We start from the raw sequence: 25,517 nt of genomic DNA on the forward strand, positions 1-25,517 counted from the left end.
GTAGGTGTGTAGCGAGGTTGCCAGCGGCTCGCGCATGGGAACTTCGACAATCGTTACATTGATCGCGCGGATCGTCGGCATGGCAGCTGTCCTCTCGTTTCGGGTAGGTAGCGGCCTCGCGAAGAGGCCGCTACGCGTGGGTTATTTCTTCACCGTGACTTCGTCGAGCGGCACCCAGTTCGACGCATGGATGAACACGCCCTCAATCTCCTTGCGCGCCACCACCGAGTTGATGGGGTTGGCGAAGAAGACCGCAGGGGCTTCCTCCATGCTGATCCGGCTGACTTCCTCGTAGAGCTTCGTGCGTTGGCCCTCGTCGTACATCGACCCGGCCTTGATCAAGAGATCGTCGACCTTGTCATTCCGCCAGCGCGACCAGTTGATGGAGTCGTTGGGGCGGATGAACGAGGAGTGCAGGAGCGGGAACAAGATCCCGTCCGGATCGAGCGTGCTGGAGATCCAGCCACCCAGCGCCAAGCCGAAGGTGCCCTTGCCGCGCTCGACGCGGTAGGTGTTCCAGGCCATGGTTTGAATGTCCACGTCGACGCCGATGCGCGAGAGGTCGGACTTCACGAGAGCCGCAGCGTCGCGTGGGGACGGCATGTAGGGACGAGGCGCGGCCCAGGTCACGAGCGTGGTCTTGAAGCCGTTCTCGAGCCCGGCCTCCTTGAGGAGCGCCTTGGCCTTCTCCACGTTGTATTCATAGACCTTGCCGTCCTTCACATGGCCGAACCATTCCTTCGGCAGGATCTGGTCGGCTTTCTCGCCATAGCCGAAGAACACGGCCTTGAAGATCCGGTCCTTGTTGATGGCGTGCGAGACGGCCTGGCGGACCTTCAGGTCCTTGAACGGGCCATTCTCCACATTGATGGAGAGCAGCGACGTTCCGAGACTGACCGACGTGATCAGCTTCAAGTCGGGATCCTGCTCCACTTCGCCAAATTGCGAGAAGGAGATGCCGTAGGCGAGCTGCAGTTCGCCCTTCTTGATGGCGAGCAGGCGGACGTCGTTGTCGGGGATCGTACGCACCACGAGGCGTTGGATATTGGCGGGCTTGCGCCAATAGGCATCGTTGCGCGCGTATTCGGTGAAGTTGTCCTTCTGATAGCGAACGAACTTGAAGGCACCGGAACCGATCGGGTTGTTGCGGAAGTTCTCCGGGTCCTTCGTCACCGCGGTCGGGCTAACAATGTAGGCGACGTAGAAGGCGAGGTTGGTGAGAAGCGTCGGCGACGGCGCGCTCAGCGTCATCTTCACCGTCAGGTCGTCCAACTTCTCGGTCTTCGTCACGGTCGGGAACTTCGCCGGCCACCGGGCGAAGGTCTTGCGGTAGAATGGGTGGTTGGGGTCGCGCTGGCGCTCGAAGGAGAACACCACGGAATCCGCGTTCACCGGGGTGCCATCATGAAACTTCACGCCGGGCCGGAGCTTGAAGGTCCAGGTCAGGCCGTCCTCGGAGGTGGTCCAGGACTCGGCGAGCGCCGGAGCGACCTTGAGAGTTTTGCCCTCATAGCGGACGAGACCGTCAAAGGCATAATCCGCCATCATGATGGCTTCGAAGGATTCCGATTCCGGCGGATCGAAGGAATTGCCGTCGCTTCCGCGGCCGACAATCAGGGTTTGCGCACTCGCCAACGTGGCAGTGCCCATAAGGGCCACCGCCATGATCAGCGAGCGCAGAAGGGACGCATTTTTCATTAAAGTTCTCCTCTGGCATTGCTTTTGAGCATCGTCACAACTGTCCGTCCCGCCTCAGTTGAGGCGGGCGGCCTCTTGATCGACGAGCCGGGTCGCTTCGCGGACTTGGTGGATCACCTGGTTCATTCGACGTTTCAGGCCGACGACGGTGAACTTGTACGCATCCGAATGCGGATCAAGCGTCTTCAGGCTTACTGCCGGCGCGAGGCCTGGCAATGCACGGGAGCCCAGCGCCGGGTCGTGCTCGAAGGGCGAGCAAGCCTGATAGAGGATCGGATTGAGGACGCGAGCGATGCGCAGGAACAGCTTGTTGGCCGCACCCGACTTGCTCTTGTCGGTCAGCCCGCTGGCGCGCTGGTGCAACGCAGAGAGCTTCGTTTGCAGGGCTGTTACCTCGTCGGCCAGTCCCTTCACCGGCAGCACGTCGCCGACCAGCTCTTCGTATTCCCTGAGCGAGTCCAGGTAGTCCTGGGCCGTGACCGCGAGGTCGAAGGGCAGGATGTCGGCTGTGGCGAGACGCAGCAGTATCGACGCGTAGAGCCGCGTGTCCTGGGCCAGAACCTCCGTATCCATCTTGTCGATGGTCTCATGCTCCGAGTGCCACCACCAGGCGCCGCCCGATCCACCCACATTGTGGTCGCGGTTCGGGTCGTCGGGAGTCAGCATGGAGTAAACCGACATCGAGCTCAGGCCGACACCCCAGAAGGACTGGTCGGCGGCGCGGGCGGGTCGCGTCGAGCTCACATACTTGTCGCCGCGCTTGCCGAGAGCGAGCTGGGCGTTGGAGCTCGTCAGAGTCGACCAGCCGGTGATCTCCTCGGTCATGCGCTCGTTGAATTCAGAGATCTCCGCCATTTGGTGGCGCGGCACATATACCGTCGCACCCTTTACGCCCGGCGAATCAATGTTGAAGTACACGATCGCGTTTTCGTGGAGGTCGTGCCAATAGGTGTCGGCGAACCAGGTGGACCCGGAATAGCGGGCATGCGAATGGCCTGGCCACCACGCGAACTTCAGACCATAGCGCAGACGGCCCTCGAACTGCTTCAGGACCCGGGCGAGTTCGAGCACGCAGCTGCCGCCGGTGACGTYGTCGGTCGAGCCGTCGAACCACGAGCAATAATGCGCGCCGACGAGGGAGTAGAGGCTCTCGGAACCTTTTATCTCTGCCACCGGCAGCCGAACCTTGCGCCAGCCTTCGAAACAGTCAGTGACCAGAGTGGCGCGCAGGGCGCCTTTTTCGAGAGCTTCGAGAATCCGTTCCCCGTCGGGCTTGGCAACCGACACCACGTGAATGCGGGGGATCTTGGTGACCTGGTCAAATTCAGGCGTGCCCCAGACCGGGGTGATGATCATTTTGTGGCGCTGCTTGCCGGCAGACATGCAGATCATGCCCGTAGCGCCGGCCGCAGCAGCCGCCAGTGCGTTGTTGGGCGAGGGAAGCTTGCTGACGAGGGCAATCTTGCCGCGTACGTCTTTGCCTTTGTAGTCGGCCTCCGTTCCGGCGCCCACGAAGACGACCTCCGACGTGAAGCCGGAAGCTGGGGTGGAGAGGCCGAACGCGACACCGACGCAAGGCAGTTCGAAGGCCTGCGCGCCGTCGCCGATCGTCAGCTTCGCGGAGCGGGGATAGCTTAGATAAGAATCGAACTCGTGAACGGTGGGTTCGTAGCCGTATTCCCTGAGCTTCTCGACGATGTAGGCACAGGCCTTCTCTTCCTCGGCGGAACCCGACACCTTCTCTCCGAGAGAGCAGAGATATTCCACCGAGTTGTACAGTTCATCTTTCGAGACAATGTCTCGTGCTTCGGCATCGATCGTCGACATCGCTGGTCCTTAATCCTGGGTCGGCCTGCTGCGCACCCGCACGCTGCTCTGGCGCCGAGACTTGGCGCGAAAGCAGTCGATGCGAGCCTCTTCTCGTGTTTACACAGTGAAGTCTAAGTTCACTCGCTGAGATAGGCTTGCAAAATTCTGGCAGATAGTCAATCATCGTTGAGAGCAATTCCGCCGCGACAGAGGTCCGCTTACGTTGAGTCACACGCGCGTTTCTCCGCAGCTCTCCGCAGCGGTTCGTAGCCCCTTCGCCGCAACCTCGGACGAGCCGCTCCTCGATATTCGCGACCTGCGCCTGGTCTTCGATACGTATCGGGGAACGGTAAAAGCGCTTGAGGGTGTCACTTTCTCGGCGCGCGCTGGCGAAGCCGTCGCCATCGTCGGCGAGACCGGCTGTGGGAAGAGCGCAACCGCCCGCGCCATCATGGGCTTCATCGACCCGCCCGCCCGCGTCGAGGGCGGCGAGATCATGCTCGCGGGGCGCAACGTCCTCACCATGTCGGCAAACGAGCTGCGCGAGATGCGAGGGCGTTCGGCATCGTTCGTGTTTCAGGAAGCCAAGAAGGCGCTGGACCCAACGGCGACTGTCGGATCGCAACTCATCGAAGCCGCGCAATGCGCCCTCCAATGCTCAAAGGCCGATGCGCGCAAGGCGGCCGTGAAGGCGCTCGCCAATGTGGGCCTCGCGGATCCCGATCGCATCATGAACAGCTACTCGTTCGAGCTTTCGGGCGGCATGGCACAGCGGGTGATGATCGCCATCGCAATGGTCGGTGGCGCTCAGCTCATCGTTGCGGACGAGCCCACCTCGGCGCTCGACGTGTCGATCCAAGCACAGATCCTCAAGCTCCTCGGAGAAATCCGCAAGCGCACGGGCTCCGCCCTTCTCCTCATCACCCACGATCTCGGCGTGGCGGCGGAGAATTGCGACACGATCAACGTGATGTATGCGGGACGGGTCGTGGAAAGCGGACCGGTCGAAGAGGTCTTCGCCCGCCCAGCCCACCCCTATACGGCGCGCCTCCTCGCAGCCCTGCCATCGCCGAATCGCGACCAGCTCGAGGCTATCCCCGGCACCGTTCCCGACCTGGTGGCCCCGCCGCCAGGCTGCCGCTTCTCCAACCGCTGCGACCGGGCGACCGCCCTGTGCAGTGCGGAGCGACCGCCGGACGTTCCGGTCGGCCCCGGTCACCAGGCAGCCTGCCACTACCCGTTGACGGATGTCACCACCATGCCCCATTCGTACGGAGGCATCGCATGATCATGCACTCCATCTCCAAACCACCCGCCGCTTTCGAGCAGGCGGCCATCGACGTGCGCGACTTGCGCGTCCATTTTCCAGTGCGCGTCGCGGGGCGCTCCACCTACGTGAAAGCCGTGGACGGCGTCAGTCTCAGCGTTCAGCCGAACGAGATGTTCGGAGTCGCCGGAGAATCGGGCTGCGGAAAAAGCACGCTGGCGCGCGTGCTGATCGGCCTCGTCAAGCCGTCCGAAGGTGATGTGCTGCTGGAAGGCCGTGCGATCGGCAAATTCGGCAAGCGCGAATTTGCCTCCAAGATCCAGATGGTGTTCCAGGATCCCTACAGCTCGCTCAATCCGCGGCGTACGGTCGGCGACATCGTCGGAGATCCGCTGGCGGTGCACACCTCGCTCTCCGCGAGCCAGCGGAAGGAGAAGGTCGTCGACTTACTCGAACGCACCGGGCTTGCCGCCTACCACTATGGACGCTACCCGCACGAGTTCTCAGGCGGCCAGCGCCAGCGCGTCGCCATCGCCCGCGCGCTCATCCTCGACCCTGCCTTCATGGTCCTCGACGAACCGACCTCGGCCCTCGACGTGTCTGTGCAGGCGGTGATCCTGAATCTGATCCGGTCGCTCAAGGCCGAACGAGGATTGGGCTGTGTGTTCATCACCCACGACCTCAACCTGATGCGCTTCATGACCGACCGGCTCGGCGTCATGTACCTGGGACGCATGGTTGAGACCGGACGCACCGCCGAGATCTTCGCGCGGCCGCTCCATCCCTATACGCGTGCGCTGGTCGCTGCCACGCCGCAGCCCGACCCGACGCGCGAACGCTCGAACGATGTCCTGCAGGGCGAACTTCCCTCGCCGATAAATCCGCCTACCGGATGTCCGTTTCATACGCGCTGCCCCGTCAAGATCGGACGGGTCTGCGAGACGTTGGTGCCGCAATTAGGACCAACGGACGGACGCCTGGTGGCATGCCACCTTATCAATCCACCGGCCGGATAGCACCCTGCGGGGCGGGCCACAGGTCGCCGCTGTAGATGGATGGCCAGGACGCAACGACGCCGACCCTGTCTTCCGACCAAGCCTCTCGTACTCTTGCGGAGCAAGATCGACTTATGCGCAGCAACATTCTGAGGATCGTGGCCTCACGGCTCGGCAACAGCGTCATTGTCCTGTTCGTCCTCTCCATCCTCATCTTCCTCTTCATGCGTGCGATCCCCGGCGACCCTGTCCTCACCATTCTGGGAGAGAACATCACGAGCACCGAACAATACGAGGCTCTGCGGCGGGAGCTGGGCTTGCACCTGCCCCTTTACCAGCAGTACTTCAACTGGATCACCCTCGTGCTCCAGGGCGATTTCGGCAAGAGCATCACGTCTCAGCAACCGGTTCTCGGCATTGTCGTGGAGAAACTCAAGGCCACTCTGGAACTCGCCCTGCTCGCCGTCCTGATTGGGACCATCATCGGTATGGTGGCCGGCGCCATCTCCGCCGTGAAGCGCGACACCTGGTTCGATTCCGTGGCCACGATCGTCAGCCTGATGGGCATCTCGATGCCCGTGTTCTGGCTCGGCATCATCCTGATCATCACCTTCAGCGTGCAGCTGAACCTCACCCCTACCGGCGGCATGATGTCGTTCGACACGATGATTGATCCTGTCACCGGCTTTCCGCTCCTCGACGCTGTCCTGACCGGGAACTGGAGCGCCGTGAAGGATCTCCTGTCGCACCTCATCCTGCCCGCCCTGACGCTCGGCGTGACACCGGCGGCCCTGATCGCGCGGACGACCCGGGCGAGCATGATCGAAGTGATCAACGAGGATTATGTGAAGGCGGGCCTTGCCCGCGGCCTGACCTATCAGCAGGTGCTGCGCCGTCACGTTCTCAAGAACGCCATGATCCCCGTGGTGACGGTGATCGGCCTCGAGATCGGCGTCTATCTCGGCGGTTCCATCGTGACCGAGACAGTCTTCTCCTGGCCCGGTCTCGGTCGCCAGATGATGGATGCGATCTACTCGCACGATTACCCGATCGTCCAAGGCGCGGTGCTGATCTACGCCTTTCTCATCGTGATCGTGAACCTTCTCGTCGACATCACCTACACGGTCATCGACCCGCGCGTGAAAATCTAGACCCCACCAGCCACCCTCGGCTCACAAACCGGACTTCGAAGGGATCAGACATGGCGATATCCTCTCAAGAAAACGACGTTCTCGGCAGCATCTCGGTGACGGAACCGTGGCGCCTGGTGGAGACCTTCGCCACCCAACCGCGCTGGCGACCCGAGGACGTCAACAAGGCTGCCGACATGATCATCGCCCAAGCCAAGGCTCTTGGGCTTCCTGTAGAAGTGCATACGCCCACGATCTTCCTGTCGATTCCCCACGAAGCATCCGTGGAGATCGACGGACAAACCTTCCGCGGCAAACCGCCGGCCCTTTCCAAGTCGGTCCCTGAGGGGCTGACAGGCACGCTCCTCTACATCAAGGCCAACCCGAAGAACCTGCGCACGTATAGCCGCGATGTGCGCGACGTGTTCGGCGAGAGCTTCACGGATTGGGAGAATTTCAGGAGTCGTATCGCGGGCAAGATTCTGATCACGGAGGGCTTCGGCAACCCGGCCCTGACCTCGCTCGTAGAAGAGATGGGTGCGATCGGCCTCATCGTGATCAATCCCGGCGCCAACATCCATTGGGGCACGTCGAGCCAGATCTGGGGATCGCCGGGGCTCGAAGACCTGTCCCGCAAGCCAAAGATCCCGGTCGTCGCCGTCAACAAGCCCGACGGCGAGCGGATCAAGGCCCTCGCCGATGGCTCGCGCCAGGTCACGATGCGTTCGCGCCTCCAGGAGGGCTGGTTCGAGCAGAAGGTGCCGGTGGTTACCATTCCGGGTGGCGAGGACAAGGACCGCTTCGTTCTCGTCCACGGCCACTATGATTCCTGGGATCTCGGAGTCGGGGACAACGCCACCGGCGATGCGGTCCTGCTCGGCCTCGCCGACGTGCTGCACCGCCACCGAGACAAGCTCCGCCGCAGCGTTCGCATTGCGTGGTGGCCCGGCCATTCCACGGGACGCTACAGCGGCAGCACCTGGTATGCGGATGACTTCGCGCTCGATCTCGACGAGAACTGCGTGGCGCAGGTAAACTGCGATTCGCCCGGCTGCCGTTGGGCGACGAGCTACCACAAGACGACCTGCATGAGTGAGTTGCATGCCTTCATCACCGGCGTGATTGAAGACGTGACAGGCACGAAGCCGGCGTTCATCCGGCCCAAGCGTGCGGGCGACTATTCCTTCTACAACGTGGGCATCAGCAGCTATTTCATGCTCACCTCGACGATGCCCGACGACCTCTTGGAGGAAAAGGGCTATTACGAAGTCTCCGGCTGCGGCGGCAACATCGCTTGGCATACGGAAGACGACACGATGGAAATCGCCGACAAGGGCATTCTCGAGACCGATCTCAAGATCTACGCCCTCTCGGTTTTGCGGCACGCCTCCGCGGAGATTCTGCCGGTCGACTGGCGCGCGACCGCGGCCGAATTCCAAGCGACCCTGAAGCGCTTCAAGACCGCGACGGGCAGTCGTTTCGATTGGTCGAAGGTCGACGCGGCGACCCAGGGCCTCGTCGACAGCCTGAAGGAGCTTTATGCCGACATCGAAGCCGGCAGAATCCCGGCGMGGACAGCCAATGACGGGTTGATGAAGTTGGCGCGGATCCTGGTGCCGATCAATTACACGCGCACGCAGCGCTTCGCGCAGGATCCCGCGATAGCGTGCCCTGCCCTGCCCGGATTGAGCGTCGCCACCGAGCTGGAGCGCCCCATGGGCGATATCACCCATCATGTRCTGACCGACCTGATGCGGGGCGCCAACCGCTACATCGCCGCGCTGCGAGAGGCGCAGGCAGTCATCTCGGAGATCCGCAAATGAGCGCCCTCGACCGCAAGCCCATTCGCCTGCTCTACCAGATGACCACGGCGAAGCAGAAGACGGAACTCGGCATGGTCGAGGTCGAGCGCCGCCACGCCTTCCTGCGCAATCTGGTCGAGCCTGCTACGACGGTCGATATCGGCGTACCCTCGCGCGGCCCCGGCTCGATCGAATCGCGTTACGATTCGGCCATGGCCGTTCCGTTGCTGCTCGAGGCAGTGATGAAGGCGGAGGCTGATGGCTACGACGCCGTGATCATCTCCTGCTTTGGCGATCCCGGCCTCGATGCCTGCCGGGAGATCGTCTCGATTCCGGTCGTCTCGTCGGGACAAGCCTCCATGCATGTGGCGGCGCAGCTCGGTGCGCGCTTCTCGATCATCTCGCCGAAGGAGGGAGCGGGCAGCCGCGTTCTCGAGAACCCCCGCAAATACGGGTTCATCCTGAACTATGCTTCAACCCGCGGCGCAGGGCTCTCGGTGATGGATCTCGCACGGGACCGCCAGCGGACGCTCGACCGCCTGGCGGAGGTCGGCGCAAGGGCGGTGGCCGAGGACGGCGCCGACACTCTCATCCTCGGCTGCATGAGCATGGCGTTCCACGATATATCGCGCGAGCTGCAGGACCGCATCGGTGTGCCGGTGGTCAATCCGGTTCCGGCGTCGCTCGCCCTTGCCGAGCTCCTGGTTCGGGCCGGCCTGCGGCAGAGCCGCAAGGCCTATCCGAAGCCCGACAGGATGGAGATCCTCTGAGAGGCGATTGGCCGGCCGGCAAAGCCGGCCGTCACGCTTCGCCGACTGCGATGAGAACCTTCCCAGCGAAACGGCCCGATTCCAGGAGATCGTGGGCCTGAGCGGTCTCGGCGAGGGGAAACACTTTCACCTCGGGATGGCGCAGGAGATCGCGCTGCATCAGCACGTTGATGTCGCGAGCCGCGGCCGCGCGGCGGTTCTCGGGTAAATTCTTGCCTTGGATGAAATGGATGGTCACGCCTTTTCGCGCGAAGGCATAATAGGGCAACTTCGGCTCCGTATCCTTCGTCGAGGAATAAGACGCGATGATGCCGTTCTCGCGGATGATGGCGTGATCGGCTTCGAGGTTGGCGCCAAAATCGACCTCGAGGATCCGATCGATCCCGTTGGTACCGGCAAGGGCCTTTGCTCGTTCGACCACATTCTCGTGACGGTAGTCGATCACCTCGTCCGCCCCCAGATTCCGCGCCAGCGCGGCCTTCTCCTCGGAGCTTACGGTCGTGATGACCCGCGCGCCGTTCCAGCGCGCGAACTGGATCGCGTATTGCGAGACGGCGCCCGCGCCGCCCTGAATGAGAATCACCTGTCCGGTCACAGGCCCGTCGCAGAACAACGCCGTATGGGCGGTGATGGCCGGCACCCCGAGTGCGGCACCGATGTCGAAGGACGTGTTGTCAGGCAACCGCACAGCGTGAATGCTCGGGACGACTGCAAACTCGGCAGCCGTTCCGCTGCCCTTGCGGCTCAAATCGGCCCGGAACAACCAGACACGCTCGCCGATCCGACTTGTCGGAACACCCGGCCCGACCGCAGCGATCACGCCGGCGCCATCGGAATGGGGCACGACCCGCGTCGCTGGGATCGGCTGACCCGTCCAGCCCGACCGGTTCTTCGTATCGTGCGGATTGGCGCCGGAGCGGACGATGCGCACGCTGACCTCGCCAATTCCGGGCACCGGCTCATCAAGGTCGCCGTAAATCAGAACATCCTGTGCGGGACCCTGCCGTTCGTACCATACAGCCTTCATCAACCGATCTCCTGCACCACATAATAAAAATATTGTTTATCTGTTGAAACTACAAATACAAACATGATTTACAATTGAAGGGTTTCGAGATGTTATGCTATGAAGTTGCACAGACAGAAACTGATTTTGAGCTCAAGGGTTTGACCGACAGCCACCACGGCCCGTCCGCCCTTGCTTGACTGCGATCACCCTCTCAACCAGCTGCCGGCGCGGCCCCAGGCGCGGGGACAGGACAGAACTGATGGATTACACAATTACCGCCGTCGACCGGTCGTTACGGGTTCTTGAGGCCTTGGCCGAACATCCCGGGCTTAGCGTCACGGACATCGCCGCCCTCACCGGCAACACCCGCAGCCTTGTCTTCCGCATCATCTTTACCCTCGAGCAGCGGGGTTACGTGATCAAGGATCCGGTGCGCCGCACCTACACGGTCGGCTATCGGCCGCTTTATCTCGCGGCTCATGCGCAGGACCAACTGCACGTCTTGCGCGCGGCGGCTCCCTACCTCGACGAGCTGGCGGCCAAATGCGAAGACAACATCAACATGCTCGTGCGCGACGGCACCACCAGTGTCTGCATTTATGCCCGGCGGGTTTCCAACCAGGGCCAGCTCTATGCCCAGGTCGGGCGACGCGTACCGCTCCATGTAGGCGGCGGCCCCAAAGTCCTCCTCGCTTTCGCGCCCCCGGAGGTGCAGCAGGAGGTACTTGACGCTCCCCTCGAAACTTTCACTCCCAAGACGGTGGTGGACCAGGCAGCCCTGAAGGCGGTGCTGGCGGGGATTCGGCAGAGCGGCATGAGCGAGAGCCACGGGGAGATAGACCTCGATGCCTTCTCCGTGGGCGGGGCCGTGTTTCACCCCAACGGCGAAGTCATCGCCGCTCTGAGCATTGCCGGTCCGTCCGTTCGCTTCAAAGCCGCGGGCGCGGAGTTCTACCGGCGCCTGGTGCACGACACCTCGCTCCAGATTTCCAAAGCCATGGGCTGGCGGCAGAAGCTCAGTGCGGTGGTTTAAGCGCCGCCCGCGTCACCCGACCGTTGGCGTGGCAAGTCGACCGTCATTCATGTCCCAAATGCCGTCGGATCAGGCGTGTGGGCCCTTTCGTTTAGGGCCCCTCCCCCTGCCCCCATCGCTCGAACCATTGTCGCGCACGATCAAGCAGGCTTTCCACCCCAGCTCGGCGAGTTGCCGGATCATCGCGACCTGCGAGACGAAGGCCTTTGCGTTGATCCGCAAGCCTGATCGWGGTGATGCTGGTGGCGGAGGTGGCGCGCTCAAGGTCTAATTGCGGGGCGGGCTTGCGGCTCCCTGGCGTTGGTGCGCTGGACAAACGCAAAAAGCCGGACCCTTTCGGATCCGGCTTTTGCTAGTTCACATTTAAAGATGGTTGCGGGGACCTGAAACCACCGAGAATTGACAACTTGAGACTTAATAGTTGCGAACCCGCAACCATCTCGAATTGCGGCTCATGTGGACAAGCCTACCCCCGCATGCCGAGAGCACCGCTTTGGATCCGGTGCCGGAGGAGACCGAGCTCATGCCCTTGGTGAGACGGGCTCGGACACCGCGACGTCCTGCTGGCATAGTCGTGGGGTGAGCCGTTGATTGAGGCCCCGGCTCTTTTATAAAAACCGGACCGAAACCTCACCAAGCGTGCCGAGGCTGGCGAGAACCTTATCCCCGCGCTCGACTCCAAGCGGAATCATGCAAGTGCCGGTCGTGACCACCTATCCGGCCTTCAGCGTGATGCCGAGTTGCGACAGCTCGTTCGCAAGCCAGGTCAAGTCGAGGCGGGGGTCGTGCAGTACATTGGCGCCCTTGCCTAGCGCTCGATTCTGCCGATCACACGACCCACGGCAGTATGTCCGGCGAGATCCATCTCGCGCCAAAGAGGCCGTCGATCACCGGCGTCGCGAGGATGTCATCGACGGCAGCCAGGGCCCCTCCCGGCCTTGGCCATCGCCACAGCGAGCGAGAACGCGTTGCCGCCAAGCCCCGCCATCTTCTTGACTTCGGAGATCAGGATGGCGGACAGGTATCACGTGGGTCTCCGATCTGCTTTCGCCGGCGGAGGCCCCGCGCGCCTCCGACAGCTCGTGAGCACCGAGCTTTCCTGCTGGGCCCCTGTTCGCTCTGCCGGTCACCGCCTGTCCACGGATCAGTCGTCTGTTTTCGCGGGGCAAGGTCGTGACATCGGGGTATTCAAAGGCTGATGCTTATCGCTGCGGGCCCATGAGGGCGAATGAATGTTCGGCACAAAACACGTGGCCATGCAGATTGGCGATCCACTGACGGCCAGAGGTTGTCACGTTCAGGTAGCCCAAGGCTTCTTTGAGGTGGGGCGAGACGCTGGTCCAGTAGAAGTCAGGGTAGCGCTCGACCATGTCTGCTGGTGAGGCATAGCCCAGCTGGCGATTCAGCCCGACTTCCTCGAACTCATAATAGAGAGCGTTCGCCTTCTTCAGATAGAGCGGATCGCCGAGCTGCCCGATCAGATCGGCCGCCTGCACCAGCCGACCCTCCCGGGTATCAGGTCCGTCATCCGGCTCACGACACACCGGAAAGCGCGTAAACTCCACCGCCCAGCTCACCCGGGCGGAATCAATGACCGGCGAATGTCCCAATCGCTCCGCGACAAAGATTTTGGAGCGATCAACGTGGTAAGGGGCCAGCGCCGCATCCGAGGATCCTCGTGGCAATCCTACCGCCCGCCCGCTCGCGTCCACCACGAAGCTATTCTCGTGATCGCCCTTCAGGACGCCTCGGACATACCCGATATCGTGCAACAGACAGGCAATGATCAGGTGAGCGTAGTCGTCGGGTTCGATGCGCTCGGTGAGCGTTCGGCCACGCAGGATGTCGCGCCCGACCAAGGTTACCAGAAAGGTATGCTCCACATTATGGTAGAGCGCATCGCTCTTTCCGAGACACTCGAGGGCAATGCGCGCAATCCCGTCAAGCCGCTCGGCATGCTCGTGATGTGATGAGCCGAACATGCGTCTCACATCCTCGGCCAGGAGCTTGCCCAGCGTATCGGCGGCCATTTCGGGCATTGTTATCATCGCTGTCGCGCCTCGATAGCCGAAAGCATCCATGCCGATCGTTAATCGCTCCGAGCATAACATCTTCGGTCCCGCACCACGATGCCCGACAAGCGCAGTGGTCGGCGCGGTGGGTGCTGCTCCTGCGGCTGCGGCCGCCTACCCAGGGCGAGTATTGGCATAGCTCTATAGGAGAATTGCTGGGTAAGGCTGCATGTAAGGCCATGCTGGTGACGACTGGTCGCCGTGTTGGCGGATGATTAGTGTACAAGTATCGCGCAGTGCTCATAGGTCCGACTTATGATTTTGATCGAAAACCCGCCGGTTAACTTTGCCGCCAGCGTATTTATTGGCCGACCGACGTCTGAATGATAGCGTCTTGTAATGACGGCTCATCTGACGCTACCGGGCGGGAGTCCAAATGGGGCGGGGAAAACAACGCTTTTCAGTATGATTTCCGGCTTCCTTGAGCCGAGCGAAGGTCGTGTCTTCTTCGAAGACCAGGAGATTACGGGTTTGCCGCCCGAGCGGGTTGCGGCGCGCGGACTTATTCGAACCTTTCAGCTGGTTCAGCTCTTCCAGAACCTGACAACGCTGGAGAATGTTAAGATTGGAAAGCATCTGAGGACGAAAGCAGGACTGGCGGCAGCGGTGATGCGGCCGGGCTGGGCTCGCCGTGAGGAGCGGGAAGTCGAACAGACTGCGCGTGAGCTGCTGGATTTTGTGGGATTGAGCTCTCAAGCGGAGACCTCAGCATCCGTGCTCCCCTATGGCCAGCAGCGGCTTCTTGAGATTGCACGTGCGTTGGCGACAGGCCGGACTGCTTTATGCGGTGGAGCATCGCGTGGACGTCCCGCTGCCCTCTCACCGAGACACCCTACTCATCGTCTCCAAGCCATCGGTTCAGCACGGACGATCATCGTGGAGGGATGGGCACCCGGTCTGGGAGCGGGAACCGGAAGCCTCAGGGCTGCGGATCATGCCCCGTCCGGAGAGACTAGCTTGACCGTTGGAGACAGCGGCTGAACCTTTTAGGACACCTCGCTGTCTGCGACAGAGTTTCACCCGTTTCCCGGCGACCCTATGGCGGCATTTCGGTCATCTCTGGCCGCGTATCGCCGATTGGACGGTCGGGGCTGTTGCCGAAGCGCGATGACGTGGGCCTCACGCCATGATGCGCAGGCTCCGGACAGGGCGAATGCGCGACCCGATGAACGCTCCCAAAGCCCGTCTGGCGCGGTGCAGGGAGTTCATGGGCATCCTCTTCTTGCGCTGTCCCTGCTCCGCCATCAGGCGGGCTTGCCTGGATCCGCTCAATGAGGGAGCACCCAAACTTCGATGTCCTCTTCGTAATCCGACTCCATGCGGCGATTCTCCATGGTAGTCCGGAGCCCCTCGATCGCACGGGCCGTCACGAGGCGTAGCCGCGTTTTCTGGTCGGGCGTGAGGCTCTGGTAAAGCGGCTGCCAGGCATCGGCGAGCTTCCTCAGGCCCGTCGCACGGTCCGCCAGGACATCGGCGCGCTGGCGGTAAAGCTGCACTGGATCGACGTCGCGTTGCTGGTCCATGCGCTCTCCCAATGCGGCCAGTCGGCGGGAGCGCGTCTCGGCCCTGGCGCGGATCGCCTCCTCCACGGCCGGCCAGAGTTTCTCCTGCTCCGGCGTGAGTTGCAGCGCGGCCTTGATCACCCCGACCCGAATGTCGGTCAGCATCTTGAACTCGGCCTGGCTCAGCCGTCCGCTTTCAGGCGTGCCGCCCGGGCCGGAGCTGGCTTGCTGTGCATGGGCCACTGGCGCGCCAACGATGAACATGGCCGCCACGACGCCGATCATTCCCTTCCGCATTCCGGTCTCCTGCTGGTTCTGTCGATCGTCAGTCTATGAACCGGACCGTGGCATGCTTGATACCTTGGGACTTCCCGTTGGCAATTTGGGACATGGATGAAGCCGTGCCCTGGCCGTGCCGTTGCTCCATTCCCGGATTTTGGATGGCTGCGGACCTTTTGGCCCATCCGTCGACGGAGCTGTCGCCGCGATATGCAGGGACCCCGAGGGCCTGGGTCAAAAAATGCCAAGTGATTGTCCCAACCCGACAAGCAGGTGCTCCGGGGGCGGACCATGATGGCGCGTCCGGCACGCTCTGGGAATGGGAGGAGTGTCATGCCTCACTTTTTCTTTCACATCAGGAGTGCACGCCAGGAACTGAGCCGCGACGAACTCGGGCTCGACTTTCCTGACGTGGAGACCGCCTACCGCAAGACGTTCTGCGCAGCCAGGGACATCATGGCCGTGTTCGCGGCGTGCGGCCAGCATCCCCGCGACTACACCATTGAGGTCGTGGATGCTGCGGACGAACTGATCTTCAGGCTTCCATTCTCTGAGTCCCTCGACCCTCGGGGTCATCGCCTCACCGGGCGCTTCCGCCAGTGACGCTGATCGATGACACAGTCCAATACCATAACGAAGAGGCTCATTGTCGGCATCGGACCCAGGCGCGTCGGGAGAGCCAGGCGGACCCTTTTTTTGTCACGGTCTACGACCGGACCTACAAGGTCGATCCGCGCTTTCCGGCCAACGAGCCGAAGGGACCGAAGCCGCAGGACGTCATGCAGGTCCTGCGAAGTCCCACTGCTCGCCAGTGACAAAGTTCGGGACCGGATGGTTCTCAGGCGCCGCACAACACAGATCCGGGTGCCACTTGTGCCGAAATAGGTTGTACCGCAATTCGATGGCCTCGTTTGCTCGATTGGCCGCGATCGGATGGCTCTTCATCGACTGTTCGCCCCTGGTCGTTGCCGTGTTGGGATGACACGCTTAGCGACTCGTGCGAGCTCGGCTGCCCGTCGCGGTGGTGCTTCGCCCGCCAAGCCGTCGGGGTCTCGCCGGACCAGCGCCGGAACGCCCGCGTAAAGGCGCTCGCTTCCGAATAGTCGAGGGCCGCCGCAATCTGGCCGAGGGGCACCTCGGTGTCCCTCAGCAGTTGACGCGCAAGCTCGAACCGGATCTCGTTCGTGATATTCCTGTACCCTGCGCCACCGTCTTTCAGGCGGCGGCTCAGGGTGCGGCGGTGGATTGTCAGCAGATCGGCGATGTCATCGGCCGAACAACGGTCGCTCGTCAGCCGCACGCGCAGCAACCGGCGGATGTCGTCAGAGAATTCGCAGCCCTGAACGCCCTTGAGCTGCTTGATCCGCTCCTCCAGCATGGCCCGCAGCAGGGGATCGGCGCCAGCGATATGATGCTCCAGGCAGCGGCTCGGAAACACCAGTGCGGCCATGTCCTGATCGAACCTGACCGGCGCCCGGAAATGCCGCCGATAGGGCTCCGTATCCGCCGGCTGGCCGCGGGGCAGCAGCACCTCCGACGGCGCCCAGTCCGCCCCAAGCAGGGCCCGGATGGCGTTGATTGCACAGGCGATGGAGCCGTCAGTGATCTGATCCGCGCTTTCCATCCCGGGCTGATAGACGGCGTGGCTGAAAACGACCGTGTCTCCGGCCACGTCGAGCGACGGGACGATGACCCGGTCCTRCACGCTGAGATGGGCCACCAGACCGCGCAACGCATCCCCGAAGGTCTCCGAGTGAAGCATCAGGCGGCCCACCAGCCCCAGCGACAGGATCGTCGCCCGACGGCCGACCAGGAGACCGAAATGCCGGCACTGGGTCCGCGCTACGCTCAAGGCGCACAGCCGGCCGAGAGCCCGGTACGGGATCAGGTTGGCGCCATCCTCGAACAGACGCGGGTCGAGCCCTGCGGCCTTGATGATCGGATCGGGATCAAGGCCGAACTCGCGCAGGGTCGGCGCGATCTCCTTGGCCACGCCGAGTTGGACGTACCCAGCCGGCAGCGCGCGCGTCGGTGCTGCCGTGGTAAGGGACTGTGTCGCTCGAGAAGGCGCTCGGCCACGCCTCAGGCCCAATGGAATGTCAGCAACCTCTGGCATAGGGATCTCCTGAACCGGTATTAGCGTCGGCGGATGCCTCGCCGAGGTCGTCCGACCATAGGCAGGACGTCATTCCACTGAGGCTCAAGGCAGGCAGAGCTGGCCAGGCCTTGGCGTGTGCTCGAACCGGCGCCTCGGCCGCGGCAGGAGGCGAGACCAGCGCAGCACCCGGTGAAGGCTGGGGTTTCTCGCTCATCACGACTGCCGAGCCGCAAAAAAGCCCGAGCAAAGCGAGGACGACCGATGCGCGCATGATGCTCGCACGCCGTTGCCGCCTGCGATCCCCACACGGCAACGGCCGGACGGACGAAGATCCGGGGCTCACCAGGCCAGGAACCCTTCCCGGGAGGCCGGTCTCGGCGCAGTTAAGTCTCGATGCATAACGGTCGAAGACTGGCATGGGGTGCCCCTGTCCGCGGTTCGTCCCTGATGGCTTAGCGAGTGACGTCTGGTCTGCGACGCCTGAACGCAACAAGAGCGGCGACTGTCGGAACTGCATCGTCGGTAGTGGGCTACCCAAAACCAGGCGGGATGCTTTATGGTGCGACGCTACAATGCTCGGGATTGCCTGCGCTATTGTCCTGAGGCACACTGACCTTGAGGACACTGTCCTCAGGGACAATACGGTTCCTTCCGCGTAGCGGGTCGGAATGGGAGTGACGCCCGTGTCAGCCGTCGTGCACATCGTCGATGACGATGAGTCGTTCCGCACCGCAACCCAGCGTCTTTTGCGCGCCTCTGGCTATGCTGTTGAGACCCATGAGTCGGCGGAACAGTTGCTACAGCGACTGCCGGACGATGCCGGTCCGAGCTGTATCCTACTCGACATCAGGATCCCTGGCCTGAGCGGGCCGGACTTGCAGGAGCGGCTGTCCGCCCTGGGCTCGCACCTGCCCATCATCTTCCTGACAGGACATGCCGACGTCCCCACCACCGTCAAGGTCATGAAGGCGGGCGCGGACGATCTGCTGACCAAGCCGGTCACGAAGGACGAGTTGATCGCCGCTCTCGAGCGTGCGATGGCCCGCAGCCGCGCAGGGCGGGAGAAGAACCAGCAGCTCCATTCACTGCGGAGGCTGGTGGACAGCCTGACGCCTCGTGAGAGACAGGTATTTGAACGCGTCGCTCGGGGAAAGATGAACAAGGAAATTGGGCGCGAGCTTGGGGCGACAGAGCGGACGATCAAGGCCCATCGCAGCAACATCATGGACAAGTTACAAATTGCGTCCGCCGCCGAGCTTGTGCTGATTGCGGAGCGCCTTGGCATTCTGGCCGAGCAGCCAGCCGGGATCGGACGATAACACCACGCCAGCAAAGCCAACCCTGTCCTGGCCACCCAATACTGTCCTCAGGGACAATAGGCATAGCCACCGGATCCTGCACAATGGGCGCGAGAAACAACAGCGGTTGACAATCTTGAATGTACTCTCCTCAGAGGTCACCCATGCTTTGACTGGCCCGGCCATGCGATCTTCAACCACGGTCACGCGCCATCTAGTCATCGTTGTCGACGATGACCCGAGTATCCTCAGGGCGGTGCAGCGGGTGTTGCAGCTCCACGGTTTCGAGACCGAGGTCTTCAACAGCGTCGAAGGCTTTCTTGAGGGCGCGCACCTGGACGAGGCCGCCTGCCTCGTGCTGGACGTTCATTTGCAGCACATGTCTGGAATCGAGCTGCGGCGTCAGTTGACGCGTTCTGGCCATTCGCCCCCGGTCATCTTTATCACTGCGGTGGAGAGCGAGACCACGCACAAGGCGGCTCTGGAAGCGGGTTGTGTCGCGTATCTGCACAAGCCATTCTCTTCTGACCTCCTGATTGAAGCTATCAAAACAATCATCGGAAAAGACCGAGAGTGCTGAGCCACTTGGTGAGAGGATGCATGGACGCCGGCTACTGCATATTCGACCGTGCGCTCTTAGAAAGAGGCAGGCTCACGTGAAACACTGCACCGCTGTTATAGCTTTCCGCTGATATCTTGCCGCCGTGCGTTTCAACGATGGTATGAACAATGCACAGCCCCATACCCATGCCCTCTTGTTTCGTGGTAAAGAATGGCTCGAACAGCCGATTGAGGCGATCCGACGGTATTCCAGGCCCGGTATCGCGGATCGAGACATGCGCCAGTCCGTCCGACGCCCATGATGTGCAGGCAATCTCACGCACCCCGTTCGACATATCTGCAACTGCATCGATCCCGTTGACGATAAGATTCAAAATTACCTGTTGGAGCTGGACGCGGTCTCCGGTTACGAGCAATCGATGGGGAGCGAGCTTTCTGTCCAGCGTCACGTCATGAGCTGCAGCCAGCGCGGACAGGATCCTGAACACCTCGCTGACTACCTCGTTGAGGTCGACCTCCTGCGAGTCGAAAGCGCCTCGCGTAAGCAGACGCCGCAAGCGCTTGATCACGTCGCTCGCCCGTTGATCGTCGCGTTTGATATCCTCGATGATCGACTTGATTTCCTGCAGGTTCGGCGACGGGGAGTCGATGATCAAAGTGGCAGCCTCCGCGTTGTTGAGGATGGCCCCGAGCGGCTGATTGAGTTCGTGCGCAATTGAGGCCGACAACTGCCCGGCAGTCGTTTGCCGGTTCATGTGCGCCAGCTCTACCATTCTCTGCCTAGATGCCATTTCCGCCGAATGACGGCGCTGCCGCTCGAGCAGAAGCAGCGCAATGAGAACGGCTTGAAGAAAGAGTACAGTGCCTGCGGTTAGAATCTGCCAGCGGTATGTTTCCCACGACGTCGGTGGCTTGAAGAAAATCGTGCTACCCGGCGGAAGATCGCTCTCGCTGATTCCCCAGCGCTGCATTTCTCGCCAGTCGTATTTCGGCGATGCAAGTTGAAGGGGTGGCGTCTTGATGTCGCCAGCCTTCTCGCCGTCAAGGATGCGAACAGCGGCCGCCGCAGTCGTCTTGGCTATCTCAGCCATCGACTGCATTGGACCACCGAGAATTCCGTCGCCGAAATAGGCATCATCGTGCGTGACAGTGGGTGCGTTCGCTGCGGCAGTGAGCCGTGTCAGGGCGTTTGGGCCTTCATGTGTTACACCAGCTGCATCGACGTTCATCAGTAGCCAGAATATGGCGTTATTGGTTGGAAGCTTGGCTGCATCCTTTAGAATATCTTCGAACGACAGCTCGCTATACCATTTAAACTCGACGCGCCCGCTCAATGGTGCGATTTCCCGCTGCGTCAGCTCTTGCCAGATCCTTTCGTTGGAGGAAGTCCCATTCACGATGGCGATGGTCTTGGTGAGGGGTAGTACTCGAAGGATGTGTTCGAAAAGCGAGCGGATGTCGTTGTGAGACGCCACCACAGTATCGTTCTCGGTTAGCTTACTGTAGTCAACGCGGACATGCTGCACAACCGTGAACACCATCGGCGTTCCCGGAAATAGACGCTGGCGATACTGCTGGACAAAGTTAGCGGCGGGCGCGCCGATGGCGACGATGAGGTGGGGGGGCTTGTCTGCATAGAGCGCCTGAAGGTAATTGACGAACGGACCCTCTGACTTGTCACCATCCAGGCGGGCACTCACAAGCGAGTGGTCGTGAATCTCTACCCGCCTCTGCCGGCTTATTTCAGTGCGAATGAATTGCGCGTGATCAGTCCATGGTTTGAAGCGAAGGCCGAATGAATGAAGCATTAAGACCCGTTTGGGCTCTCCATCTGCCCGACTGCTCGTCAGCGTCGCAAGATTGATTACCATGGCGAGCGAAATGACAACGGACAGCGCAAGAAAACACCGCGTTGGTAAGGCTATCTGCCATGAGCGCATCGTCGTCCCACCCAAATGCTCAACGGCGGTACTGGAGGATCGTAGCAGCAAGGCTGGGTGACGAATAGAGACACAAGACGTGCACACGGACAGCTTGGGACCGCGACCGTCCAATGGGTCTCGCGCCGCTCTCGCCCCTAGCATATGAGGCCGCAATCCCTGCGCGCTCGCACAGGGCAGGTCCTGGTCGACTGCTCGAGCTGATCAAGTTCTTAGCGAGAGGTGATGCCGGCATGATTAACCAACGGCRGCGACTTTCGAGACGAAGTCGTTCCCAGCGGCCTTCGTCCAGCGCATCCCGCTACCAATGACGAAACGGAACCCGGCTGAGAGTTGGGCGGATATCGGGATTTGTGAAACGAGGTCATTATTCTAAAAGATCATCTTCCTACAATTGTATCTATATTACACTTTTGGACCGGAGCGACACGACCTTGCAACTGAGGTTATAGGGCCTCCCGCGTGACGAATGCACTCAGCAGGCCCATCACGGCCCCACGCCCGTAGACTGCCACCTCGACGGTGCTGCCATCGTTCAGGACATTCACGAGCGAAATCACGGCACTATGCGGGAAGTAGGCGTAGTGGATGATCTCACCAGGCTCATAGAGCACCGCCCGCGGGTCAGTTCAACGAACTCAAGGTGCGGCCTCAGCGTGGCCAGGTCCTCCAACTCCAGAGCGCTGAGAAGCCAGTTCTTGCGATGATCAGGTTCCGGGTCTCTGGGCATGCAACACCGTCAGTTCGGCCCGACAACGCCGACAAGGCCAGATTGGATCAGGCGACACGTCCGAGAAGCTTAGCGGTATGGGGTCCCGGGTGACGTTCCCAAAGCCGTTAGCCGCGGCTTCAGCTGGAGACGCGCCGCTCATTCGGCTTCTGCTGGGTCGTGCCAATGGTCTATCAAGTTCGCCGACCAGAGCCACTTCACCCGTGTCTTCGCGCGGATGATGCAGGCATCGCCAAGCGAATGGCGGCGATCGTACTCTGCCTTGGTTGTGCGGCCTGAGCGATAGCACCCTTGCGATGCTTACCTTTGATTCCTGCGTTCACACGGGAAGCAGGGAATGTCTGCTTGGGGTCAAACTTTCACGTTTCGGCTGCTCAACCGACGTCAGCTCATGAGCGCCAAAGCGGACCAAGCTCTTTGGTCCGTAGAGTGCCAGAAGGCGACCTTCCGCGTTCACCAACGGAAGCCTTTTATGGAATGGAGCTGCCAGTATCCTTCAAGATTTGCAAAGCCCCTTCCACGCGACTGCGGGCCTCCTTAGGCAACGGCAGGATCGGGCGCGGCGGCTCGATCCTGGCGAACCCCAGAAGGGCTGTCATCACGTACATCACGCGAAAGCTGCCGAATGCCCTGAACAGTTCCCAGAGGGGTTGAAAGGCATCGTTGATGCGGGCAGCCTCTGGGTGATCGCCCGCTTGCGCCGCGCGTGTGAGGGCCAGCGCCGGAGCGGGCAGCAGGCCCGCAACCACGCTGTACCAGGCGTCACAGCCAGCCAGCAGCGCGTCGGCGGCGCCCCAATCCCCACTGTAGCCGATGGCGAAGCCGTCAGGGGTCATCGCGCGCAGCCGCTCCATCTCGCCGCTGAAGTCACCATTCATCGGCAGCGGCATCTTCACCGCCGACACGTTGGGGAGTTTGGCCAGACGGGCAATCAGGTCATCGCTGAAGGTGAATTTCGTCGTGCTCGGATTGTTGTAGATGCACAAGGGCAGCTCACCCGCCTCGGCCACGGCCGAGAAGTGCTGGAACACCTCTTCGTCGGTCAGGGGCGTATAGGCCATCGGGGCGAGCAGCAGGCCATCAACCCCTGCCGCCTTGGCATCTCGGGCGAGCGTCTCGGCCTCGTCGGTCCGGAGCGCGCCCACGCCGACGATGATCGGGATCTTGCCACCGACGCACTGCACTGCCACCCGGACCGCATGCTGGCGTGCCTCCCGGCTCAGGTAGGCATAGCCGCCGGTGCTGCCGAGCAGGCCGATGGAATCCGCCCCTGCCGCCTGGATGCGCCCGAGGAAACGGCCCAGCACGTCGGCTTGCAGATCCCCTGCGGCATCGGTCGGCGTCAGGGGAAAGGCCGAAAGGCCGCTGAACAGTCTCAGAGTCTCCTGTGTGGTCATCATGTGCGGGCCAGAAGCAGGCGCAGTCCTGCAAAACCGAAGACAATGGAGAGGGCGCCCTCGATCCAGCGGCGGGCGCGCCGGTACAGGCGCACCATCGGCGTGGTCGAGAACAGGACGGCATAGCCGCAAAAGATCGTCACGCTCAGCACTGCGCATCCACCAAGGATCACGGCAACGCCCTGCCAGGATGCATCGGAGCCAAGACCAAGCGTTACCAAGGCGATCCATGCCAGAACGGACTACGGGTTGCCGAGGTGCATCAATAGCCCCTGCCTGTCCAGCGCCGTCCTGGATGAAGCGGGCGTAGGTCCTGCCGTGGCTTGCTCTTCCGAGATTAAGGCGGCTCGTCCGGCCCTGAAGGCGAGAAGCAAGAGGTTCGCCGCCGCATCGGCTTTATCTAAGGTGATCTGGGTGGTGATCCCGGAGCTGGCCCGCCAGATCCACTTCCAGGCGGCATCGCCGTGCGCGACCGCTCCAGCAAAGTCGTGGCGGCGTCCACGCAGGCCCTCATGGTATCCCTCGGGTCACATCGCACGGCAAGGGTCGCGTCGCCGGAGCGAAGGAGAAAGCCTGCGCCGCGTGATGGTCCGCCCCGTCCCATTCCGCCACCGTCAAGCCCGCTCAGGAGATCGTCGAGGTCACGATCCCGGCTACTGTAGGACGACCCGCGATCGCCGGCATCGTCCGAACTTTGGCTGAAGGCAGGCAGCGCGATCAACATCAGTCCGGCCGCCGCAAGAAATGCTTTCTTCATGTCGTTCCTCCCATTGGTTGGGTTCGGGGCCGGATCAGTCGCGGCAGACGCGCCGACGCACGACGACCAGGAGACTGCCGTCCTGGTTCCGCAGGCTGCGGGTGAGGAGGTAGCAGTCGCCGCCTTCCCCTCGCGCGGCCAGGCGCTCCCGCAGGCGACCGCGCAGGCCGCCACCATCGCCCTCATCGTCCCCTCGCGACGCCAACCGCTCGAGCAGGCGCTCGCGCAAGCCGCCGCCATCGCCATCATCGTCCCCTCGCGACGCCAACCGTTCGCGCAGGCGCTCCCGCAGCCGCGGATGGTCCCGCAGGAAATCCACGAGTTCGCTGCGACGATCCTGGCGCTCCTGGAGCAAGTCCACGAGTTCGTCGCGCCTGTCCCGGCGGTCCTGGATCAAATCCATGAGCATGTCGCGGCGATCGCCGCGCTCCTGGACCCAGCTCCGAAGAAGGTCGCGCAAGCGGCCGCCGCCGATGTCGGAATCGTCCGCGCCCCACCTGTCCTCCTGGGCGGCCGCGGGAGTGATCGTTGTTAGAAGGAGAGTGGGCGAGGCAACGAGGCTGAACGCCGCTATCGCCAGAACCGGTAATCGGGTCATGATGCGTCTCCAGTTGGGGGGCGGAAATAGTGTCAACTCGCACGTTCGTCCGCGTCGTCCTGCAAGCCTCCCCGTCTCAAGCGACCCCCAAGAGCCAATGCCTTTGAGAGTTGGACCTCGACGACATCGGCTTACCAGCATGCCAATCTGATTGATCGATGGTGGCTTAATTGCGTTGGGGTGTTCGCTCGAGCCGGATCGCCGGCAGCAATTACGTGGTAGCACACTCTACCACTTCTCGGGCACGGCACGACAGAAGGGATTGGAACGTCAGGGCTTCATGTGGACCCGTACCCTGTGGCCAACGGAGCGACTGCCTGATCGCTGGTCTCATGCAACAGCAACCCGACCGAGGACAAACGTCTACACTTCAACGACCGCTCAGGGTCAAACTTTCACGTTCCGGCTGCTCAACCGACGTCAGCTCATGAGCGCCGAAGCGGACCAAGCTCTTTGGTCCGTAGAGTGCGAAGAGCGGTCATAGAGTTCAGTGCCGACAACCTCCTGCCTGACAATCCTTCGTACCTCCGACGACGGAAGCTTTGCGCCGTGCTAGAGTCACGTGCTGCAAGCGAGGAACTCAAGAGATCGGGCATGGCAATGATTGACGGAAAGCTCCTCGAGGAGCGGCTGGCGGCGCTTGAATCGGCGCGGAGCTGGAGCCCGCGGCTTGTCTCCAAGCTCGAGAGTYACATCCGATCCGCGAGCGACGTGGAGCTCCTGCGCATCAATCCAATCAAATTCGCGACCGACAAGAGCCTCAGGGAGGAAG

General features: G+C 62.0%; 22 protein-coding genes. 11 read left to right on the forward strand and 11 right to left on the reverse strand.

Annotated features, from left to right (window positions below; genetic code table 11):
- Window positions 1-141: 141 nt before the first annotated feature.
- Window positions 142-1,698 carry an ABC transporter substrate-binding protein gene (locus tag AC1DVM_RS15510; protein ID WP_477255671.1) on the reverse strand — a complete coding sequence of 519 codons (1,557 nt, stop codon included), beginning with the start codon at window positions 1,696-1,698 and terminating at the stop codon, window positions 142-144.
- Between the two features lie 54 nt (window positions 1,699-1,752).
- Window positions 1,753-3,525, reverse strand: a complete 1,773-nt coding sequence (locus AC1DVM_RS15515) for a M28 family peptidase (protein ID WP_477255673.1) — start codon at window positions 3,523-3,525, stop codon at window positions 1,753-1,755.
- 205 nt (window positions 3,526-3,730) lie between these two features.
- Here AC1DVM_RS15515 and AC1DVM_RS15520 point away from each other — a divergent pair, with 205 nt between their 5' ends.
- The 5 genes from AC1DVM_RS15520 (at window position 3,731) to AC1DVM_RS15540 (ending at window position 9,471) form a co-directional block, all read left to right on the forward strand.
- Entirely contained in the window at window positions 3,731-4,795 is a 1,065-nt protein-coding gene (locus AC1DVM_RS15520) for an ABC transporter ATP-binding protein (RefSeq protein WP_477255675.1), read from the forward strand.
- The gene (locus AC1DVM_RS15525) at window positions 4,792-5,790 is read left to right on the forward strand and encodes an ABC transporter ATP-binding protein (RefSeq protein ID WP_477255677.1); all 999 of its coding nucleotides are present in this window, start codon (window positions 4,792-4,794) and stop codon (window positions 5,788-5,790) included. Before AC1DVM_RS15520 ends, AC1DVM_RS15525 begins: the two co-directional genes overlap by 4 nt.
- Before the next feature lie 113 nt (window positions 5,791-5,903).
- On the forward strand, window positions 5,904-6,920 hold the full coding sequence (locus AC1DVM_RS15530) for an ABC transporter permease (RefSeq protein ID WP_477255679.1): 1,017 nt from the start codon (window positions 5,904-5,906) through the stop codon (window positions 6,918-6,920).
- Window positions 6,921-6,970: 50 nt separating this feature from the next.
- The gene (locus AC1DVM_RS15535; RefSeq protein WP_477255681.1) at window positions 6,971-8,722 is read left to right on the forward strand and encodes a M28 family peptidase; all 1,752 of its coding nucleotides are present in this window, start codon (window positions 6,971-6,973) and stop codon (window positions 8,720-8,722) included.
- A complete protein-coding gene (locus AC1DVM_RS15540) occupies window positions 8,719-9,471 on the forward strand; it encodes an aspartate/glutamate racemase family protein (RefSeq protein ID WP_477255683.1) in 753 nt (250 codons plus the stop codon). The genes AC1DVM_RS15535 and AC1DVM_RS15540 overlap by 4 nt, the downstream gene beginning before the upstream one ends.
- Before the next feature lie 31 nt (window positions 9,472-9,502).
- On the opposite strand, the gene AC1DVM_RS15545 is transcribed toward AC1DVM_RS15540, so the two are convergent.
- Window positions 9,503-10,498, reverse strand: coding sequence for an NADPH:quinone reductase (locus AC1DVM_RS15545; protein WP_477255685.1), 996 nt, complete (start codon window positions 10,496-10,498; stop codon window positions 9,503-9,505).
- 241 nt (window positions 10,499-10,739) lie between these two features.
- Between AC1DVM_RS15545 and AC1DVM_RS15550 the strand changes: the two genes are divergently transcribed.
- Entirely contained in the window at window positions 10,740-11,513 is a 774-nt protein-coding gene (locus AC1DVM_RS15550; RefSeq protein ID WP_477255687.1) for an IclR family transcriptional regulator, read from the forward strand.
- 1,202 nt (window positions 11,514-12,715) lie between these two features.
- On the opposite strand, the gene AC1DVM_RS15555 is transcribed toward AC1DVM_RS15550, so the two are convergent.
- Window positions 12,716-13,561: an HD domain-containing protein gene (locus AC1DVM_RS15555; RefSeq protein WP_477255711.1), complete on the reverse strand. Its 846-nt coding sequence runs from the start codon at window positions 13,559-13,561 to the stop codon at window positions 12,716-12,718.
- 363 nt (window positions 13,562-13,924) lie between these two features.
- Between AC1DVM_RS15555 and AC1DVM_RS15560 the strand changes: the two genes are divergently transcribed.
- A complete protein-coding gene (locus tag AC1DVM_RS15560; protein WP_477255689.1) occupies window positions 13,925-14,566 on the forward strand; it encodes an ATP-binding cassette domain-containing protein in 642 nt (213 codons plus the stop codon).
- 287 nt (window positions 14,567-14,853) lie between these two features.
- Here the strand turns inward: AC1DVM_RS15560 and AC1DVM_RS15565 are convergent, their stop codons facing one another.
- Complete coding sequence (locus tag AC1DVM_RS15565) at window positions 14,854-15,372, reverse strand: Spy/CpxP family protein refolding chaperone (RefSeq protein WP_477255691.1); 519 nt, start codon at window positions 15,370-15,372, stop codon at window positions 14,854-14,856.
- Between the two features lie 327 nt (window positions 15,373-15,699).
- On the opposite strand from AC1DVM_RS15565, the gene AC1DVM_RS15570 reads away from it, so the two are divergent.
- Together AC1DVM_RS15570 and AC1DVM_RS15575 are read left to right on the forward strand one after the other, a co-directional pair.
- Window positions 15,700-15,969 (forward strand): DUF6894 family protein, encoded by a 270-nt coding sequence (locus AC1DVM_RS15570; protein ID WP_477255693.1) that lies wholly within the window; start codon window positions 15,700-15,702, stop codon window positions 15,967-15,969.
- Window positions 15,966-16,181: a hypothetical protein gene (locus AC1DVM_RS15575; protein ID WP_477255695.1), complete on the forward strand. Its 216-nt coding sequence runs from the start codon at window positions 15,966-15,968 to the stop codon at window positions 16,179-16,181. Before AC1DVM_RS15570 ends, AC1DVM_RS15575 begins: the two co-directional genes overlap by 4 nt.
- Before the next feature lie 23 nt (window positions 16,182-16,204).
- On the opposite strand, the gene AC1DVM_RS15580 is transcribed toward AC1DVM_RS15575, so the two are convergent.
- The gene (locus AC1DVM_RS15580; protein ID WP_477255697.1) at window positions 16,205-17,482 is read right to left on the reverse strand and encodes an AraC family transcriptional regulator; all 1,278 of its coding nucleotides are present in this window, start codon (window positions 17,480-17,482) and stop codon (window positions 16,205-16,207) included.
- Between the two features lie 665 nt (window positions 17,483-18,147).
- Between AC1DVM_RS15580 and AC1DVM_RS15585 the strand changes: the two genes are divergently transcribed.
- Both AC1DVM_RS15585 and AC1DVM_RS15590 read left to right on the forward strand, forming a co-directional pair.
- Window positions 18,148-18,783: a response regulator transcription factor gene (locus tag AC1DVM_RS15585; protein WP_477255699.1), complete on the forward strand. Its 636-nt coding sequence runs from the start codon at window positions 18,148-18,150 to the stop codon at window positions 18,781-18,783.
- A gap of 115 nt (window positions 18,784-18,898) precedes the next feature.
- Window positions 18,899-19,342: a response regulator transcription factor gene (locus AC1DVM_RS15590; RefSeq protein ID WP_477255701.1), complete on the forward strand. Its 444-nt coding sequence runs from the start codon at window positions 18,899-18,901 to the stop codon at window positions 19,340-19,342.
- A gap of 31 nt (window positions 19,343-19,373) precedes the next feature.
- Here the strand turns inward: AC1DVM_RS15590 and AC1DVM_RS15595 are convergent, their stop codons facing one another.
- The 5 genes from AC1DVM_RS15595 to AC1DVM_RS15615 form a co-directional block, all read right to left on the reverse strand.
- Complete coding sequence (locus tag AC1DVM_RS15595) at window positions 19,374-21,263, reverse strand: sensor histidine kinase (protein WP_477255703.1); 1,890 nt, start codon at window positions 21,261-21,263, stop codon at window positions 19,374-19,376.
- A gap of 446 nt (window positions 21,264-21,709) precedes the next feature.
- Window positions 21,710-21,877, reverse strand: coding sequence for a hypothetical protein (locus AC1DVM_RS15600; RefSeq protein ID WP_477255705.1), 168 nt, complete (start codon window positions 21,875-21,877; stop codon window positions 21,710-21,712).
- 586 nt (window positions 21,878-22,463) lie between these two features.
- On the reverse strand, window positions 22,464-23,372 hold the full coding sequence (locus tag AC1DVM_RS15605) for a dihydrodipicolinate synthase family protein (RefSeq protein ID WP_477255713.1): 909 nt from the start codon (window positions 23,370-23,372) through the stop codon (window positions 22,464-22,466).
- Window positions 23,373-23,389: 17 nt separating this feature from the next.
- Complete coding sequence (locus AC1DVM_RS15610) at window positions 23,390-23,611, reverse strand: hypothetical protein (RefSeq protein ID WP_477255707.1); 222 nt, start codon at window positions 23,609-23,611, stop codon at window positions 23,390-23,392.
- A gap of 570 nt (window positions 23,612-24,181) precedes the next feature.
- Window positions 24,182-24,745 carry a hypothetical protein gene (locus AC1DVM_RS15615; RefSeq protein WP_477255709.1) on the reverse strand — a complete coding sequence of 188 codons (564 nt, stop codon included), beginning with the start codon at window positions 24,743-24,745 and terminating at the stop codon, window positions 24,182-24,184.
- Between the last annotated feature and the right edge of the window lie 772 nt (window positions 24,746-25,517).

This window comes from Microvirga sp. P4_A5 (assembly GCF_056402495.1).

Bases quoted from the DNA above. Each gene is read 5' to 3' on its own strand.
- AC1DVM_RS15550 (WP_477255687.1), top strand. From the start codon at position 10,740: ATGGATTACACAATTACCGCCGTCGACCGGTCGTTACGGGTTCTTGAG.
- AC1DVM_RS15565 (WP_477255691.1), bottom strand. From the start codon at position 15,372: ATGATCGGCGTCGTGGCGGCCATGTTCATCGTTGGCGCGCCAGTGGCC.
- AC1DVM_RS15530 (WP_477255679.1), top strand. From the start codon at position 5,904: ATGCGCAGCAACATTCTGAGGATCGTGGCCTCACGGCTCGGCAACAGC.
- AC1DVM_RS15615 (WP_477255709.1), bottom strand. From the start codon at position 24,745: ATGACCCGATTACCGGTTCTGGCGATAGCGGCGTTCAGCCTCGTTGCC.
- AC1DVM_RS15560 (WP_477255689.1), top strand. From the start codon at position 13,925: ATGACGGCTCATCTGACGCTACCGGGCGGGAGTCCAAATGGGGCGGGG.
- AC1DVM_RS15595 (WP_477255703.1), bottom strand. From the start codon at position 21,263: ATGCGCTCATGGCAGATAGCCTTACCAACGCGGTGTTTTCTTGCGCTG.
- AC1DVM_RS15510 (WP_477255671.1), bottom strand. From the start codon at position 1,698: ATGAAAAATGCGTCCCTTCTGCGCTCGCTGATCATGGCGGTGGCCCTT.
- AC1DVM_RS15570 (WP_477255693.1), top strand. From the start codon at position 15,700: ATGCCTCACTTTTTCTTTCACATCAGGAGTGCACGCCAGGAACTGAGC.
- AC1DVM_RS15555 (WP_477255711.1), bottom strand. From the start codon at position 13,561: ATGATAACAATGCCCGAAATGGCCGCCGATACGCTGGGCAAGCTCCTG.
- AC1DVM_RS15525 (WP_477255677.1), top strand. From the start codon at position 4,792: ATGATCATGCACTCCATCTCCAAACCACCCGCCGCTTTCGAGCAGGCG.
- AC1DVM_RS15540 (WP_477255683.1), top strand. From the start codon at position 8,719: ATGAGCGCCCTCGACCGCAAGCCCATTCGCCTGCTCTACCAGATGACC.
- AC1DVM_RS15545 (WP_477255685.1), bottom strand. From the start codon at position 10,498: ATGAAGGCTGTATGGTACGAACGGCAGGGTCCCGCACAGGATGTTCTG.